The organism is Saccharospirillum alexandrii, from assembly GCF_004000275.1.
In the GTDB taxonomy this organism is placed as follows: domain Bacteria; phylum Pseudomonadota; class Gammaproteobacteria; order Pseudomonadales; family Natronospirillaceae; genus Saccharospirillum; species Saccharospirillum alexandrii.
The window spans coordinates 17,971-33,624 of sequence record NZ_RCIP01000004.1; the positions used below are offsets into that span (position 1 = coordinate 17,971).

Below are 15,654 nucleotides of genomic sequence, written 5' to 3' on the forward strand. Positions count from 1 at the left end.
GCTCCCTAGAGATACGGATCGATACGACCGGCATAAAGGGTATAACCGGAACTGCCCAGCTCTGATTGCTGGGCTTCAATCATCAGGGTACCGCTGACGTAGACCGGTTCATCCATAGGCCCCATCTCGTAACCGCCCTGGGTTTGCACGAAAACGATCTGGTTCGAAGGCGGTGGCGGGGTGTGAATGCAGGCACCGTAATAAGGCACCAGCAAAAAACTGTAGACGGAGTCACCGTCCATTTCCAGAGGCACCACAAACCCGGCCAGCTTGATATTCGCGCCACCCAGGGCGTCGACCACCGGGGCGTTGGCAAGCACCTGAGTCATGTCGGAATAGAGCCGCTGCGCCTCGGGGTCATCGTCGCTGAGACTGCTCAGGTCGTATTGGCTGAAATCGATCTGCTCGCGCAGGGTTTTGTAGCTGAAATTAGCGGGCATCAGGTCGTCCCACTGGATTTCAGTGGCCTCACGCGCCTGTACCGTCACCGCGACGCTGGCCAGCAACAGCGTGCTGAACGCCAGACAAAGCGTGTTTTTCCATACTGTACTGTTCATCGTTACATCCGAAACGCGTGAGTTAGGTGGTGGCGGTCAGGCCATCCGACAGCGATTGCCGGTAGGCTTTCCAGCCCGGTAACAGACCGACCAGAAACGCCAGACCCACAAAGCCAGCCAATACCAACAACAAGGTGGGCGAAGGCAGCGCCAGGGTCAATTGTATGCCGTAGGTGCCCTGAACCCAAATACTGGCGAGTGCTATCACGCCCCAGTGCAGCAACAGGCCGGCCAGCAACCCGGCAACACCATAGAGGCCGGATTCGAGCATCAGCAGGCCCAGTATATGGCCGGGCCGGGCGCCCAGTGCTCGCAGTATGGCCATTTCCCGGCGGCGTTCGTTCAGCCCAGCCAATATCACTGTCACCATACCCAGCAAGCCAGTCACTACCACCATGAACGACACCGCAATCAATGCGTTCTCGGCGATGCCGATCAACTGCCACAGCTCCTGCAAGGTCGCGCCGGGAATGATCGCTGACAGTGGCTCTGCGCGATACTGGTTGATCAGCCGCTGAAAGGAGAATGTCTGTACCCGCGATTTCATGCCCACCAGCACAGCGGTGACGCTGTCGGGAGTCAGATCCATCTCGCGTGCTTCGTCGGCTGAAATTTCAAAGCCCGGCAACTTAACACCTTGCTGCCAGTCGACGTGCATGGCGGTTATGCCTTCCAGCGGTACGTGCAGACTGCGGTCTACCGGGGTACCGGTAGCCTCAAGAATGCCAACCACGGTGAAGGGTTTGTCATCGTGGTTTTCGAAACTGGTGGTGCCCAGGCCATGCGCGACCACCAGGTCATCGCCGAGCTGGTAGTCCAGAACCTCCGCCACTTCAGCACCGAGCACGACGTCATAGACATCGTCGAACGGCTGGCCACTCCGAAAGCTCAGCGCCTGATTGCGGCCATACTGATAGTGATCGAAATAGTCGGTGGTGGTGCCGATCACGCGATAACCCCGGTGCGAATCACCTAGAGACAGCGGTACGGTCCAGTCCACGGCCGAATTGCGGCGCAGATCAGAGTAGCTTTCCCAGCTGATGTTGTTGGTCGCGTTGCCGATGCGGAACACCGAATAAAGCAGCAGATTCAGTGACCCGGTACGACCGCCGACAATCAGATCGGTGCCCGACAGGGTGTTGGAGAAACTGGCGCGGGTGTCTTCACGCACCCGGTCGACGGTCAGCAACAACGACAAACTGAGCGCTACCATGCCCAGCGTCAACAGCGCAGTGGTGCGGCGATTCCAGAGGCTGGCCAGGGCGAGGCGAATCCAGTTCATGACATGGCCTCGCTTTGGCTGCCGGCGTAGGGAGCCAGCTCCAGCTCCTGATCGAACCAGCGTGCCAGATGGCGGTCGTGACTGACAAACACCAGTGCGCTACCCAATGCCTGGCACTGGCCGGTCAGTACGTCCATAAAGTTATCCACATTGTCCTGATCGAGCGCTGAGGTCGGTTCATCGGCAATGACCAGTTCGGGCAAGCCCATCAACGCCCGGGCCGCCGCGACTCGCTGCTGCTGGCCGACGCTGAGGGCGGAAACGCGCTGGTGCCAGAGGGTATCGGGAATGTTCAGCCGGGTCAGACGATCTGCCGCGGCATCGATCAGACTGCTCGCTTCCGACATCGCCTTGTCGTGCCGGCGACGCGACAGCCGGCAAGGCAGCATGACGTTATCGATCACCGACAGATAGGGTAATAAATTGAACTGCTGGAAGATGTAACCGATGTGGTCTGCCCGGAAGCGGTCGCGCACCTTGCCAGGCTGCTGCGACAAGGGTTGGTCCAGCACCTGAATCAGCCCTTGCGTTGGCACCAGCACCCCGGCCAGCAGGTTCAGCAACGTGCTCTTACCGCTGCCGCTCGGGCCTTGCACGAACAGACTCGACGCGGCGGGCAACTGCAACCGGTCGATAGTCAGGGTGTCGTATTGCTGGCCAGGCCAGCGAAATACCAGGGACTCAATGCTCAGAGCGTCCGCCATGGGGGCCTCTATTGGTTAAACGGAGAGCGGATCGTCGGAGCCCCCCCCGCGGGCACCCCGGGATCACACGGCGCAGATCAGTTCAGGGTAAGACGGGGGCTGGCGGGCGTCAGCTGAGCACCACCTTGCCAGTCGTCACCGATGTACTGTACCTGCAAGTCGGTCAGATTGGGAAAATGTTCGAATGCCGATACGGTGACCGTGCTTAATGCATCGAGATTTTCGCAGCGATAGGTCCACTCGACAAGCACGTCGGAGTGAGTGCTTTCTTCGTGGTCATGATCATGGTCGTCATGATGGTCGTCTTCATGGGCATGGTCATCATGATGTTCTTCTTCATGCCCGTGGTCATCATGATGCTCGTCGGCATGCTCATCATGATGGTCCTCTTCGTGCTCATCGTGATGGTCATCTTCATGATCATCGTGAGCCTTAATAGCCGACCAGGTGTCGGCATCAACAGCCTGCTCGGTCAGTGTGCACCGAGCCGCTGCCGGCAAATCGAGCACGGCATCGGCCCGCGCCAGAATCGCCAACGCTGAAGCAACCTGGTCACGCTGGGCGTCAGTGGCAGGTGCCTGCTCAAAGCCAACCAGGTTATAAGCGGGCGTATCGAGACTGACGGCCAGGGTCTGATTCTCGGCAGCCAAGGTTAACTGTGCCGCACCATGTTCGTGGGCACCGTGCTGGCGTTCGGTTTCGGCCTGCGCACTGGTGGCCAGTGCGACCAGGCTCAGGGCAAACAGGGCAGGTGTCGATTTGAGGGTCATGTCGTGTTCTTCCTTAACAGGGTTCGGGTTCGCAGGAATCGGCGTTGACTTAGAGATGTTACAACGTATCAATTGAAAATGCCAAGCTCGAATCTGTTCGAACCGGCATCGGGCCCGATATACTAACGGCCCAGCCTGACCCGGTACGCCTGTGCTACTCGCTTACGTCAATGCCCTGATTCCCGTGTTGTTCTGCGCTGCCCTGGGCTACGGACTGGCGTGCAAAACCAGCCTGCTCAACTCGCCTTCGCTGGCCACCCTGGTCACTCACATCGGCCTGCCAACCTTGATCCTTAGCGCCTTGCTGAGCATGGACGCCGACTTGCTGAGCCTCTCTGGCACGCTCTGGGCCATTATTGGCGTTCTGGTGATCAGTGCGCTTTTGGGTGCCGTTCTGTTGCACTTCAGTGGCCTGGCGATACGCGGTTACTTGCCGATGCTGGTCAACCCCAACACTGGCAACCTGGGCATTCCTCTGGTGTTTGCCCTGCTGGGGCCGGATGCCCTGATCCACGCCGTTCTGATTTCAACGGTGGTGCAGATCAGCCATTTCACCCTGGGCGTGGGCCTGCTGTCGGGCAGCTTCAGTCTGAAGTCGATTCTGCGCAACGGCTCGATTCTGGCCCTGATCGTAGGGGTGATTTGGCGCCTGACCGACGCACCCCGGCCCGAGGCCGTGCTGTCGACCTTGTCGTTACTGTCTGGAATGACGCTGCCGATCATGCTGCTGCTTCTGGGCAAATCACTGGCGGGCATCGATGTACGCCAGCTCGACCGATTGGGCCGCATTATCGGCTTATCGTTCGCCCGGGTCGCCATTGGCCTGACCGCCGCCCTGCTGGTCTGTCTTGCTCTGCCGTTATCACCACTGGTTCAACAAACCCTGCTACTGCAGGCTAGCATGCCGGTGGCGGTGATCAGCTACCTGCTCGCCAGCCACTATAACGGCCCGAAAGCCGATATTGCCGCGGTGATTCTGGTGAGTTTGCCGATATCGCTGCTGGCCGTGCTAGGCATACAGCTGCTGTCCTGAGTTGGACAGTCAGGTTTCACGAGAGCTAGGTGTGAGCGTCGGATGCCGGTTGTGCCTCTGCAGGGGAGTCCGCAGCAAGGATGCTGCGGCCTAGGCTCCATGGACGGATTCACGCCGACCCTGCGGAGGCACCACCGGTAGCCGTCGCGGACCAAGGCCACTTAATACACTTCGCGAAACCTGACTGTCCAACTCAGGACCCGCCTCACTCAAACGGATAGCGCAGGCCCCACTGCTCCCGCATGCGGTCCATTAAGGCCATGATCGCTACGGTCTCCTGCAGAGGAATCACCGGGCTTTCCAGCTCGCCGGCGCGCAGACAGCGCACCACTTCCGCTACCTGGTAAACGAAGCCGTTTTCAAACTGATCGAGCTGCACCGCGGCAATGTCGTCTACTTCGTTGGTGCCGCCATGATGGTGAATGGCGAAAGCACTGCCAGTCTGAAAATCCGGGTATTCGATGTAACCGGTGCTGCCGTAGAGCATGGCCTCCTGCTTCATTTTCAGGTTGAAGCTGGTGGCGATGGAGGCCGTCATGCCGCTGGCGAAGCGAAACTGATAGGTGGCGCGTTCGTCGACGCCGGTGTCGCTGAATTGGCACAGTGACTGAACCTCAATGGGCAAGTCGCCGGCCAGATAACAGACCAAACTTATCGGGTAGATACCCATATCGAGCGTGACGCCACCGGCCAGCGCCGGGTCGACCAGACGCGGGCGGTATTTATCGGGGGCGAAGCCGCCGAAGGTGAGGTTCATGTGCCGGACTTCGCCAATCGCCTGGCTCTGCAACCGCTGTTTGAGTTCGATCATCGTGGGCAAAAACCGGGTCCAGATGGCTTCCATCAGAAACAGCCCTTTCTCATCGGCGAGCTCAGCCAATTTTCGGGCTTGGTCGGCATTAACGGTAAAGGGCTTTTCGATCAGCACCGACTTGCCATGGCTCAGCGCCAGCACGGCGTTGTCATAATGGAAGTTGTGGGTGGTGGCGATGTAAACCACGTCGATGTCTGGTCGTTCGACCAGGCTCTGGTAGCTGTCGTCGGCCATGATGCCAACCGCGCTGGCGAAGGTTTCGGCCTTGCCCGGGGTGTTGGAGGCCACCGAGACCAACTCGCTGTCCGGGTCTTGCGCGACCGCATCGGCGAGTTTGTGGGCGATGTTGCCGGCGCCAAGGATGCCCCAGCGAATACGTGAAGGTGCCATCTGTTTTCTCCCTGTTGCTCTCGCGATTGTGTCCGTTTGGGCGTGAATTCAGTGTCTTCAGGGCGTAAACTGCGGGCAAATTATGACCTTTGGCCCTGAAACCGGCGTTGTTTTGTGAAAGGCTAACCGCATTTACAAGACAATACAGCTTGAGGCCACACGGAGGTCCGTCATGGCTCGATCAATACATACATCATTCAGGATAGATTCTATGTCACCGTTTGTGCGCATTCTCGCCGCCATCATTGGGCTCGCCCTGCTGGTGTTCTTTTTCTGGATCGGGCTCTTTCTGGTGCTGGCGCTGGCCGCCGTGGGCATTGGTCTGGCCATCATTAACGCTGTAAAAATGAAGATTACCGGACGGCCTTTGTTCGCATCACGCTTCAAAAAGGCCTATGAAGAAGCCCAGCGGCGCCAGGAGCAAGCCACCGGACGCCGCCCGGGCAACAATGGGCACCGGGTCATCGAGGGTGAAGTCGTCGATGAAGACGACCAAAACAAATCTGACCGGCCGAACTGATCAGTCAAGCTCGGCCGCTTCTTCGATTTTGGCCTTCGGAATCAGCCGGGCGAACGCCAGCCCCAGCTCAAACAAGAGCCACATGGGCACCGCCAGGATGGTCTGCGAAATGACATCCGGCGGTGTCAGCAGCATGCCAATCACAAAACAGCCCGCGAAGATGTAGGGTCGCTTGGACGACAACGCATCGACCGAGACGATGCCCGCCCGCACCAGCAAGAAGGTCGCAATCGGTATTTCAAAGGCGATTCCAAAGGCGAAGAACAACTTCAGACAGAAGTCGAGCACGTTACCGATATCCGGCATCAGGTTGATGTTTTCCGGCCCAACCGAGGTGAAAAACCCGAATACCAGCGGCAGCACCACGAAATACACAAAGCTGACCCCGGCATAGAACAGCAGCACACTGGAGATAAACAGCGGAATCGCCACCCGGCGTTCATGCTTGTACAGAGCGGGCGCTATGAAGCCCCATATCTGGTGCAGCAAATAGGGCACCGAGATAAACACGGCCAGCACGATGGTCAGTTTCAGTGGCACGAAAAACGGCGAGGTCACACCGGTGGCGATCAGTTGACCACCTACGGGCAACAACACTTCCAGCGGTTTGACCAGAATCATGTAGAGGTCGCCAGCCAGGAAATACAGACCAATAAAGACGACAAACACAACAGCGATGGAGCGCATCATGCGGTCGCGCAGTTCTTTCAGGTGCGCGACCAGCGGCATGGTGGAATCTTCAGGGTTTTCGGACTTCATCGTCGGGCCTGGTGTCAGAGTGGTTGGGGGCGTCTGAGGTGCTGGAGGTTTCCTGGGTCCCGGCATCATCCTGGACACGAGCTCTGGCGGCTGCGTCATTACTCACCTTGCGTCTCAGTGCCGCTTCGGCCTGAATATCACCTTCCAGTTCAGCCTGGGCAGTCTCATCGAGCGCAGACTTCGGGGCAATGGATGGCACTTCGGCATCTTCGCTTTCATGCCGCGCCTCGGCGGACCCGGTTTCATCGTTATTCTTGAAGGTCTGGCCCTTGGTTTCGGCCATGATCTTCTTGTTCAGTTCATCCAGCCGCACTTCCTGTTCAAGCTGGTTTTGCAGCCCGGTCATAAAGCGCCGCGCCTTGCCGACGGTCCGCCCCAGGGTGCGGGCTACACCCGGTAAACGCTCGGGCCCGATGACCACCATGCCAATGACGGCCAGCAGCATCAATTCGGTAAAACCGATGTCGAACATAATGAGCTCTCAACAGATCAGTGGCGGCCGCCCAGCCGGCAGCCTGGCCATAAACGGATGCGCGACCCGGTTCAGTGGGCGCTGGTATCGGTTTTCTTGGTGGTTTCCTGCTCGGTTTCAGCAAACTGGGCGTCTTTCTTTTCCAGCGCAGCCTTTTTCTCTTCTTCAGATTTCTTCTCGGAGGCAGCGGTTTCCTCATCGTTCTCGTTCACCGCTTTCTTAAAGCTCTTGATAGCACTGCCCATGTCACCACCCAGGCCCTTGAGCCGTTTGGTGCCGAAAATCAGCAGTACGATGGCCAGTACAATCAACAGTTGCCAGATAGAAATGCCGCCAAAACCCATGTTGCTACCCTCTTAGGATGGTGTTGTCAGTTTTCGCCTGTCGAAAACCAACCGGTGTTTATTCAGATGCCTGTAAGAACCTTAAGGCATCCAAAAACAGATACTCTATTTGCGCCCAGATCAGGGGGTCAGGTCAAGTGCTCAATCGGCTGAACGTGATGCCTTTTCCTCGAGACCCGACAAACCAAAGCGACGCGCCAGCTCGTCGGTGACCTGCTGCGGCGACAAATCCAGTGCCGCCAGCATCACCAGAGTGTGGAACCAGAGGTCCGCCGTCTCAGAGATGACTTTGTCGGTCTGGGAGGGATCGGCCGCTGCGTTTTTTGCCGCCAGTATGGTCTCGACCGACTCTTCCCCGACCTTTTCCAGTATCTTGTCGAGCCCCTTGGCATACAGGGAAGCGACATAGGAATCATCGGCACTGGCACCCTTGCGGGCCTCCAGAGTGTCGGCCAATTGCTGTAGAACGTCCATCATATGACACAACCTTTAACGTTTTGTTGCAGCGATTATTTAATCAGTGGCTATTGTCCGCGGCGGCTCCGGTGGTGCCTCTGAGGGGTCGGCGTGAACCCGTCCATGGAGCCTAGACCGCAACATCCATGTTGCGGACTCCCCCTCAGAGGCACCACCGGCACCCGCCGCTCGCAATGTGCAAATTCCGAACCTGAAAATTAACTACGGCCACAGTAATAAAACAGCCCCAACCGCCAACCCAACCCACTGGCCGGTCGACAGGCTCTGCAGCCAAAGCGCAGGCTGGGGAATCAGGATAACTCCGGCCAATAATAAAGCAGCGCCCAGGCGCCTCACAAAACGGCGCTGACCCTGTTTGCGCTCTTTGCGCCCGGCTTCCAACTGAGCATTGATGCGTTGCTCCACACCCCCGATCTTGCGCAGATTCATCAGGGTGTCGTGCACCAGGTCCGGCATTTGCGGTGCTTTTGCCAGCCAGCTCGGGCCGTGCTGCTGCAGTGTTTTAATAAAGCGTTTGGGACCAACCTGTTCACGCACCCAATTTTCCAGGAACGGCTTGGCGGTGGCCCAAAGGTCCAGCTGGGGATAAAGCTGCCGGCCCAGGCCTTCGATGTTCAGCAGGGTTTTTTGCAGCAGCACCAGTTGCGGCTGCACGGTCATGTCGAAGCGCTGCGCTGTCTGGAACAAGCGCACCAGCAGAAGCCCGAAGGAGATCTCGGCCAGCGGCTTTTCGAAAATGGGCTCGCAGACGCTTCGAATCGCCGATTCGAACTCGTTGACCCGGGTATGGGCCGGTACCCAGCCGGATTCGACGTGCAATTCGGCCACGCGATAATAGTCGCGGTTAAAAAAGGCCAGCAGGTTCTGGGCGAGGTAACTTTGATCTTCCCGCGACAGCGAGCCGACGATGCCGCAGTCGATGCCGATGTATTGCGGTGATTCCGGGTGCTCGCGGCTGACAAAGATGTTGCCGGGGTGCATGTCGGCGTGGAAGAACGAATCCCGGAACACCTGGGTGAAGAAGATTTCGACGCCGCGCTCGGCCAGCACCTTCATGTTGATGCCAGCGGCATTGAGCGCCTCGGTATCCGAGACCGGAATCCCGCTGATCCGCTCCATGACCAGCACGTTCTTGCGGGTGTAATCCCAATGCACCCAGGGAATGTACAATGAGTCCGAGCCTTCAAAATTGCGGCGCAGGGCGGCCATGTTGGCGGCTTCGCGCAGCAGATCGAGTTCATCGAGAATGGTGCGGCGGAAGTCTTCAACCACTTCCACCGGACGCAGGCGGCGACCATCAGGAATGGTCATCACCAGACGGGCCATCAGGTCCAGCAGGCGCAAGTCCTTGCTGATGACGTTGCGGATACCCGGGCGAATCACCTTGATCACGACCGATTTGCCATTCGGCAGCGTGGCCGCGTGCACCTGGGCGATGGAAGCGGAGGCCATCGGTGCTTCCGAGAACTCGGCAAAGAGGGTGTCTACGCTCTCGCCCAGGGCGTCTTCGATCAGGCGCTTGGCGTGGCTGCCGGGAAATGAAGGTACCCTGTCTTGCAGGTAGGCGAGTTCAGTGGCCATATCGGCGGGCAGGAGATCGCGCCGCGTCGACAATATCTGACCGAACTTGACGAACACCGGCCCCAGATTTTCCAGTGCCAGACGCAAACGACGGCCTTCACTGCCTTTGGCGGGTATGATCCATCGCGGCGGGAAGAAATACTGGCCAAAGCGCAGCAGCCAGGGCACTTGCTGGTGCTGCAGTAGGGTATCGAGGCGGTAGCGGCTGAGAATCCAGGCGATGCGTATCAGTCGAATCAGCGTCACGATGTGCCCCGGTTGTTGTCCTGAGCATCCATTTGCTGGCGCAGGCGGGCAATGCGTGCCCCCAGGCGATCAACGCCCAGCCGGGTCTGGTGCACGGCCTGGGCATGCTCGCGCCATAAGGACGATGGCACCAGCCACTGGCTTTCCTCTCGTAAAAAGTTACGAGCCGTACGATCCAATGACCGCGCCTGGGCTTTGGCCATGCCGCCAATAAATCGCAAGCCATCGGCCAATGCGTGGGCCGGCAAGTCGCCAAGCCGGTCTCCCAGCGCCATTTCCCAGTCGATATCGAGCGTCGACATCACTTCCTGCAGGGTGAAAAAAGTGCGGGTATCACCCTGAATGTCAATCTGATGCACCATCATCGCCTGCGCCCGGTCTTCGGCGCGCAACACGCTGAACAGGTCGCGGGCTTTTCCACTGACGCGGGCGTCGGCATTGTCGGGTGCATCTGTTGCCAGCGTGATTTGTGCCGTCTCCGGTTCGCTGCCAGCGTCGATAAACAGCACCAGGGTGATATCCGGCTCGCGCATGGCCAGCACAATGCTGTGTCCGGCCAACCGGGCCAGTTTGCGCTGTGCCTGGGCATCGTAATACAGGGCATCGTTCATCAGCCGCTGCAGCGGCCAGAGCCACAGACTCATGCCTTAACACTCCGGTGCAGTGCAACAATGCCGCCGGTCAGGTTGTGATAACGCACCTGCACCAGCCCAGCGTCTTCCATCATCGATTTCAGCGTGTCCTGATCCGGGTGCATGCGAATCGACTCGGCGAGGTACTGGTAACTGTCCGGATCGCCCGTAACGGCACGGCCGATCAGCGGCAGCGCTTTGAATGAGTAGACGTCGTAGGCTTTGCTGAGCACATCGTTTCTTGGCTTGGAAAACTCCAGCACCAGCAACCGGCCGCCCGGTTTCAGCACCCGGTTAAACTCGGCCAGCGCCTTCTCTTTATGGGTCACATTGCGCAAGCCAAATGCCATGGTAATGACATCGAAATGGTTATCCGGAAAAGGCAGGTACTCGGCATTGGCCTGCACGGTCTCCAGGTTCCCCGCAATGCCACGGTCCGCCAGGCGGTCGCGACCCACTTTCAGCATGGAGTCGTTAATATCGGCCAGCACCACCAGGCCATCGGGCCCCACTTTGCGGGCAAAATCGTAACTCAAGTCACCGGTTCCACCGGCAATATCCAATACCCGATTCCCACGGCGAACCCCGGAAAGTTCAATGGTGTACTTCTTCCACAAGCGATGCACACCAAACGACATCAAATCGTTCATCAGGTCGTATTTCGCCGCAACGGAATGAAACACGTCGGCCACCCGCTTTTGCTTTTCGCCGGTGGCGACCGTCTGATAACCAAAATGCGTGGTGTCTTCGGGCGTGCCGTTGCCGGGTGAGGCTGTGTCTTTCTCTGACATGGAATCTCCGCGGGCCGGTCTGATTAATTGATGGTAACCAGACCACCTTAAAATGGGCTCGTTCCTGATAACTCGAGTTTGAAAGTGAGCACTGAACTGAGTGTCAGGTGTCCGGTGTGCCTATCCGGGGAAGTCCGCAACATGGATGTTGCGGTCTAGGCCCCATGGATGGGTTCACGCCGACCCCGGATAGGCATACCGGGCGCCTGGCACGCACTTCCGCACCGCAGCGAACCGAGCTTTCAAACTCGAGTTATTAGGAACGCAACTAAATAAGACAGTGCCGCTATTGTAGCGAGTTAGACCGGCCGGGGCGACTGGTGTTCCTGTCATAGTTCCTGTTAGCGGGCGACCTTTGCTAGACTCGGCCTCCCTTATCGATGTTCCCGGAGCCCGACTGTGCGTCAATTCCCCCATACCCGCCTGCGCCGCCTGCGTGCGCACGACTTCTCGCGCCGCCTGGTGCGTGAACACCGCCTCAGTGTCGATGACCTGATCTACCCGGTGTTTGTGCTTGAAGGTGAGCAGCAGCGCGAGGCCGTGCCTTCCATGCCCGGTGTGGAGCGCTTGTCGGTCGATCTGTTGGTGGAAGCGGCGGCCGACTGGGTGGCGCTGGGTATTCCCATGTTGGCGCTGTTTCCGGTTGTGCCTGCCGACAAGAAAACGCTGCTGGCTGAAGAAGCCTTTAATGCCGACGGCCTGGCGCAACGAGCCACTCGAGCGCTCAAGGCTGCCTATCCGGAACTCGGCATCATGTGTGACGTGGCGCTAGACCCGTTCACTACCCACGGGCAAGACGGCATCATTGATGACAGTGGCTACGTATTGAACGATGTCACAGTGGAAACGTTGGTCCGACAGGCCGTTTCACAGGCGGAAGCCGGCGCCGATGTCGTGGCCCCCAGCGATATGATGGACGGGCGCATCGGGGCTATTCGCCATGCGCTGGAGACGGCCGGGCAGGTTAATACGCAGATCATGGCTTACTCTGCTAAATATGCATCCAGTTATTACGGCCCATTCCGCGATGCGGTCGGCTCGGCGGGCAACCTGGGCAAGAGCAATAAGGCCAGTTACCAGATGGACCCGGGCAACAGCGATGAAGCCTTGCACGAGGTGGCGCTGGATCTTCAGGAAGGCGCGGATATGGTCATGGTCAAACCCGGTATGCCCTACCTCGACATCGTGCATCGGGTGAAAACCGAGCTGCAAGTGCCTACCTTCGCCTACCAGGTCAGTGGTGAGTACGCCATGCATCAGGCCGCCGCACAAAATGGCTGGCTTGACCTGGATGCCGTGATGATGGAAAGCCTGGTGGCCTTTAAACGGGCCGGGGCCGATGGCATTCTGACCTACTTTGCCGTTGCGGCGGCCCAAAAACTGGCCAAAAACAGCGGATAACGTCGATTAGACCTTAAAATCAGTGATTGGGCCTTGAAATGTGAGCAGGCCGCAGTCATTTTGTGCGGGAACGGACGGTACCAGCCACCTTTGGCTACAGTCCAATAGACAGCGGCCGGATTCCTGAGTTAGGCTGCCTGTCGATTTGCGAGTTTCGCATTTACCCTATTCCTAAATCAGCCAAGAGAACGGTACAGAACCTAATGAGCGAACACATTAAAAACGTCTCTGATGACAGCTTCGAAACCGACGTACTGGGCAACGACAAGCCCGTACTGGTCGACTACTGGGCCGAATGGTGTGGCCCCTGCAAAATGATTGCTCCGGTTCTGGAAGAAGTGGCCACTGAGTACGCCGATAACATGGTCGTGGCCAAGCTGAACATTGATGAAAACCCGAATACGCCGCCAAAGTACGGCATTCGTGGCATCCCGACGCTGATGATGTTCCGCGGCGGTGAAGTAGTGGCGACCAAGGTCGGCGCCCTGTCCAAGACCCAGTTGATCGAATTTATCCAGGGCAACCTGTGATAGCGTGTTCGGGTCGGTTACTCCGGCCCTGAATACAACCGGGGTGGGCTGAAACTTTTCTGGACACCCCTGCCGACTCGGCCTATAGTGCCTTAAACCTGTTTTATCTACGCTTCCAACCACGTCTCCGGGCGGCCTGCCCGATCATCTTCCCTAGACTAATAAAACCGCAAACCCTATGAACCTGAGTGACTTAAAAACCAAACCAGTGCCCGAGCTCTTGGAAATTGCCAAGGGAATGGGACTCGATAACCTGAACCGGTCTCGTAAACAAGATCTGATTTTCACCGTTCTCAAACGTCACGCTAAAAGCGGCGAAGACATCTGGGGCGATGGTGTGTTGGAGATATTACAGGACGGATTCGGCTTCCTGCGTTCGGCCACGGCATCCTACCTGGCCGGCCCGGATGACATCTATGTCTCCCCCAGCCAGATTCGACGTTTCAATCTGCGCACCGGCGACACCGTCTCGGGTAAAATCCGGCCACCGAAAGAGGGCGAGCGTTATTTTGCCCTGCTCAAAGTCGACAAGATCAACTATGAGCCGCTGGAAAGCACCCGCAACAAGATTTTGTTCGAAAACCTGACCCCGCTGTTCCCGGAAGAGCGCCTGATTCTCGAATCCGGCAATGGCTCGACTGAAGATTTGGCGAACCGCATTCTCGATCTGGTGTCGCCCATCGGGAAAGGTCAGCGTGGCTTGATTGTATCGCCACCGAAGGCCGGTAAAACCCTGATGCTGCAGCACGTGGCCCAGGCGATTACCCGCAACAACCCGGAAACGCACCTGATTGTTCTGCTGATTGATGAACGTCCGGAAGAAGTGACCGACATGCAGCGCTCAGTGCGCGGTGAAGTGATCGCGTCGACCTTCGACGAGCCACCGGCCCGTCACGTTCAGGTTGCGGAAATGGTGATCGAGAAGGCCAAGCGCCTGGTCGAGCACAAGCAGGATGTTGTCATCCTGCTCGACTCCATTACCCGACTGGCGCGCGCCTACAACACCATCGTACCAAGCTCCGGCAAGGTACTGACCGGTGGTGTCGACGCCCACGCCCTGGAACGCCCGAAGCGTTTCTTCGGTGCCGCGCGTAACGTCGAGGAAGGCGGTTCACTGACCATCATGGCCACGGCCCTGGTCGATACCGGCTCGAAGATGGACGAAGTGATCTACGAAGAGTTCAAGGGCACCGGCAACATGGAAGTGCACCTGGACCGCAAGATCGCGGAAAAACGCATCTTCCCGGCGATCAACGTGCGCCGTTCAGGCACCCGTCGCGAAGAGTTGCTGACCAGCCCGGAAGAGCTGCAGCGCATGTGGATTCTGCGCAAGCTGCTGGCCGAGATGGAAGACGTCGCCGCGATCGACTTCCTGACCAGCAAACTGAAGCAGACCAAGACCAACGACGAGTTCTTCAAATCCATGAAGGGCTGATCGACTGAGTCTCAAAAAGCCGGAGCCGACATCGCCTCCGGCTTTTTTGTGTCTATAGCCTGCCGGGCCAGCCGGCTGATAGGAAACCTATGCCTGAATTACCTGAGGTCGAAACCACCCGGCGCGGTATCGAACCGCACATTCTGAACCGTCGCATCAGCCGGGTAACGGTGCGTGACGCCCGGCTGCGCTGGCCAGTGCCCCCGGAATTGCCGTTGCAGGTTCAGGGCCAGCGTATTCTGGCGACGCATCGCCGCTCCAAATACCTGCTGATCGAGCTGGAGCGGGGCATGTTGATTGTGCATCTGGGCATGTCGGGCAGTGTGCGGGTGTTGCTTGATGACCCGACGCCGGGCAAACACGATCACATCGACCTTGAGCTCGATAATGGCGTGCGACTGCGTTACAACGATCCGCGTCGCTTTGGCGCCTGGCTTTATACTGAGGCGCCGATCGACGAGCATGAGCTGATTGCGCACCTGGGCCCCGAGCCTCTGACCGATGCCTTTACCGCCGACTATCTGTTCAAAAAAAGCCGCAAACGCACGACACGGATCAAAACCTTTATCATGGATGCGCGTATTGTGGTGGGCGTAGGGAACATTTACGCCAATGAGGCGCTGTTTCTAAGCGGCATTTATCCGCACAAACCAACTGGGCGTGTCACCCGTAAAGAGTGTGAGCAGCTGGTCAGTAACATCAAACAGGTGCTGGCGCTGGCAATCAGCCAGGGCGGTACTACGCTGCGCGACTTTGTCGGCGGCGATGGCAAACCGGGTTATTTTGCCCAGTCGCTCAACGTCTATGGACGCACCGGACTGCCTTGCCACCGTTGCGAAACGCTTGTTCGCGAACTGCGCACCAGCAACCGGGGTACCTTTTTCTGCCCGCAGTGCCAGACCCGCTAAGCAAGCGG

Annotated in this window: 18 protein-coding genes; 6 read left to right on the forward strand and 12 right to left on the reverse strand. The window is 58.2% G+C overall.

Annotated features, from left to right (window positions below):
* Window positions 1–5: 5 nt before the first annotated feature.
* The 4 genes from EP166_RS15915 to EP166_RS15930 all read right to left on the reverse strand — a co-directional run bounded on the left by EP166_RS15915 (window position 6) and on the right by EP166_RS15930 (window position 3,313).
* Window positions 6–557, reverse strand: a complete 552-nt coding sequence (locus tag EP166_RS15915; RefSeq protein WP_127558906.1) for a DUF3299 domain-containing protein — start codon at window positions 555–557, stop codon at window positions 6–8.
* A gap of 22 nt (window positions 558–579) precedes the next feature.
* Window positions 580–1,839: an ABC transporter permease gene (locus EP166_RS15920; RefSeq protein ID WP_127558908.1), complete on the reverse strand. Its 1,260-nt coding sequence runs from the start codon at window positions 1,837–1,839 to the stop codon at window positions 580–582.
* Window positions 1,836–2,543 carry an ABC transporter ATP-binding protein gene (locus EP166_RS15925; RefSeq protein ID WP_127558910.1) on the reverse strand — a complete coding sequence of 236 codons (708 nt, stop codon included), beginning with the start codon at window positions 2,541–2,543 and terminating at the stop codon, window positions 1,836–1,838. Before EP166_RS15925 ends, EP166_RS15920 begins: the two co-directional genes overlap by 4 nt.
* A gap of 77 nt (window positions 2,544–2,620) precedes the next feature.
* Entirely contained in the window at window positions 2,621–3,313 is a 693-nt protein-coding gene (locus tag EP166_RS15930; protein ID WP_127558912.1) for a ZrgA family zinc uptake protein, read from the reverse strand.
* Window positions 3,314–3,464: 151 nt separating this feature from the next.
* Here EP166_RS15930 and EP166_RS15935 point away from each other — a divergent pair, with 151 nt between their 5' ends.
* Window positions 3,465–4,346, forward strand: coding sequence for an AEC family transporter (locus EP166_RS15935; RefSeq protein WP_127558914.1), 882 nt, complete (start codon window positions 3,465–3,467; stop codon window positions 4,344–4,346).
* A 205-nt stretch (window positions 4,347–4,551) separates the two neighbouring features.
* On the opposite strand, the gene EP166_RS15940 is transcribed toward EP166_RS15935, so the two are convergent.
* Window positions 4,552–5,550, reverse strand: coding sequence for a Gfo/Idh/MocA family protein (locus tag EP166_RS15940; RefSeq protein WP_127558916.1), 999 nt, complete (start codon window positions 5,548–5,550; stop codon window positions 4,552–4,554).
* Between the two features lie 211 nt (window positions 5,551–5,761).
* On the opposite strand from EP166_RS15940, the gene EP166_RS15945 reads away from it, so the two are divergent.
* Complete coding sequence (locus EP166_RS15945) at window positions 5,762–6,070, forward strand: 6TM ABC transporter family protein (protein ID WP_127558918.1); 309 nt, start codon at window positions 5,762–5,764, stop codon at window positions 6,068–6,070.
* Here EP166_RS15945 and tatC read toward each other — a convergent pair whose 3' ends face one another.
* The 7 genes from tatC to ubiE form a co-directional block, all read right to left on the reverse strand.
* Window positions 6,071–6,829, reverse strand: coding sequence for a twin-arginine translocase subunit TatC (tatC, locus tag EP166_RS15950; RefSeq protein WP_246026324.1), 759 nt, complete (start codon window positions 6,827–6,829; stop codon window positions 6,071–6,073).
* Window positions 6,810–7,301: a Sec-independent protein translocase protein TatB gene (gene tatB / locus EP166_RS15955; RefSeq protein ID WP_127558920.1), complete on the reverse strand. Its 492-nt coding sequence runs from the start codon at window positions 7,299–7,301 to the stop codon at window positions 6,810–6,812. Before tatB ends, tatC begins: the two co-directional genes overlap by 20 nt.
* Before the next feature lie 71 nt (window positions 7,302–7,372).
* The gene (tatA, locus tag EP166_RS15960) at window positions 7,373–7,645 is read right to left on the reverse strand and encodes a twin-arginine translocase TatA/TatE family subunit (protein ID WP_127558922.1); all 273 of its coding nucleotides are present in this window, start codon (window positions 7,643–7,645) and stop codon (window positions 7,373–7,375) included.
* Window positions 7,646–7,786: 141 nt separating this feature from the next.
* The gene (locus EP166_RS15965; protein ID WP_127558924.1) at window positions 7,787–8,122 is read right to left on the reverse strand and encodes a phosphoribosyl-ATP diphosphatase; all 336 of its coding nucleotides are present in this window, start codon (window positions 8,120–8,122) and stop codon (window positions 7,787–7,789) included.
* 201 nt (window positions 8,123–8,323) lie between these two features.
* Window positions 8,324–9,949, reverse strand: a complete 1,626-nt coding sequence (gene ubiB, locus EP166_RS15970) for a ubiquinone biosynthesis regulatory protein kinase UbiB (protein ID WP_342775645.1) — start codon at window positions 9,947–9,949, stop codon at window positions 8,324–8,326.
* Window positions 9,946–10,593 carry a ubiquinone biosynthesis accessory factor UbiJ gene (locus EP166_RS15975; RefSeq protein ID WP_127558928.1) on the reverse strand — a complete coding sequence of 216 codons (648 nt, stop codon included), beginning with the start codon at window positions 10,591–10,593 and terminating at the stop codon, window positions 9,946–9,948. Before EP166_RS15975 ends, ubiB begins: the two co-directional genes overlap by 4 nt.
* A complete protein-coding gene (gene ubiE, locus EP166_RS15980) occupies window positions 10,590–11,372 on the reverse strand; it encodes a bifunctional demethylmenaquinone methyltransferase/2-methoxy-6-polyprenyl-1,4-benzoquinol methylase UbiE (RefSeq protein WP_127558930.1) in 783 nt (260 codons plus the stop codon). Before ubiE ends, EP166_RS15975 begins: the two co-directional genes overlap by 4 nt.
* Window positions 11,373–11,771: 399 nt before the next feature.
* On the opposite strand from ubiE, the gene hemB reads away from it, so the two are divergent.
* From hemB to mutM, 4 genes are all read left to right on the forward strand, one after another.
* On the forward strand, window positions 11,772–12,773 hold the full coding sequence (hemB, locus tag EP166_RS15985; RefSeq protein ID WP_127558932.1) for a porphobilinogen synthase: 1,002 nt from the start codon (window positions 11,772–11,774) through the stop codon (window positions 12,771–12,773).
* 203 nt (window positions 12,774–12,976) lie between these two features.
* Window positions 12,977–13,303 carry a thioredoxin TrxA gene (gene trxA / locus EP166_RS15990; protein WP_127558934.1) on the forward strand — a complete coding sequence of 109 codons (327 nt, stop codon included), beginning with the start codon at window positions 12,977–12,979 and terminating at the stop codon, window positions 13,301–13,303.
* Window positions 13,304–13,481: 178 nt separating this feature from the next.
* Window positions 13,482–14,738, forward strand: coding sequence for a transcription termination factor Rho (gene rho / locus EP166_RS15995; protein ID WP_028670237.1), 1,257 nt, complete (start codon window positions 13,482–13,484; stop codon window positions 14,736–14,738).
* An 89-nt stretch (window positions 14,739–14,827) separates the two neighbouring features.
* Entirely contained in the window at window positions 14,828–15,646 is an 819-nt protein-coding gene (gene mutM, locus EP166_RS16000) for a bifunctional DNA-formamidopyrimidine glycosylase/DNA-(apurinic or apyrimidinic site) lyase (protein WP_127558937.1), read from the forward strand.
* Window positions 15,647–15,654: the final 8 nt, after the last annotated feature.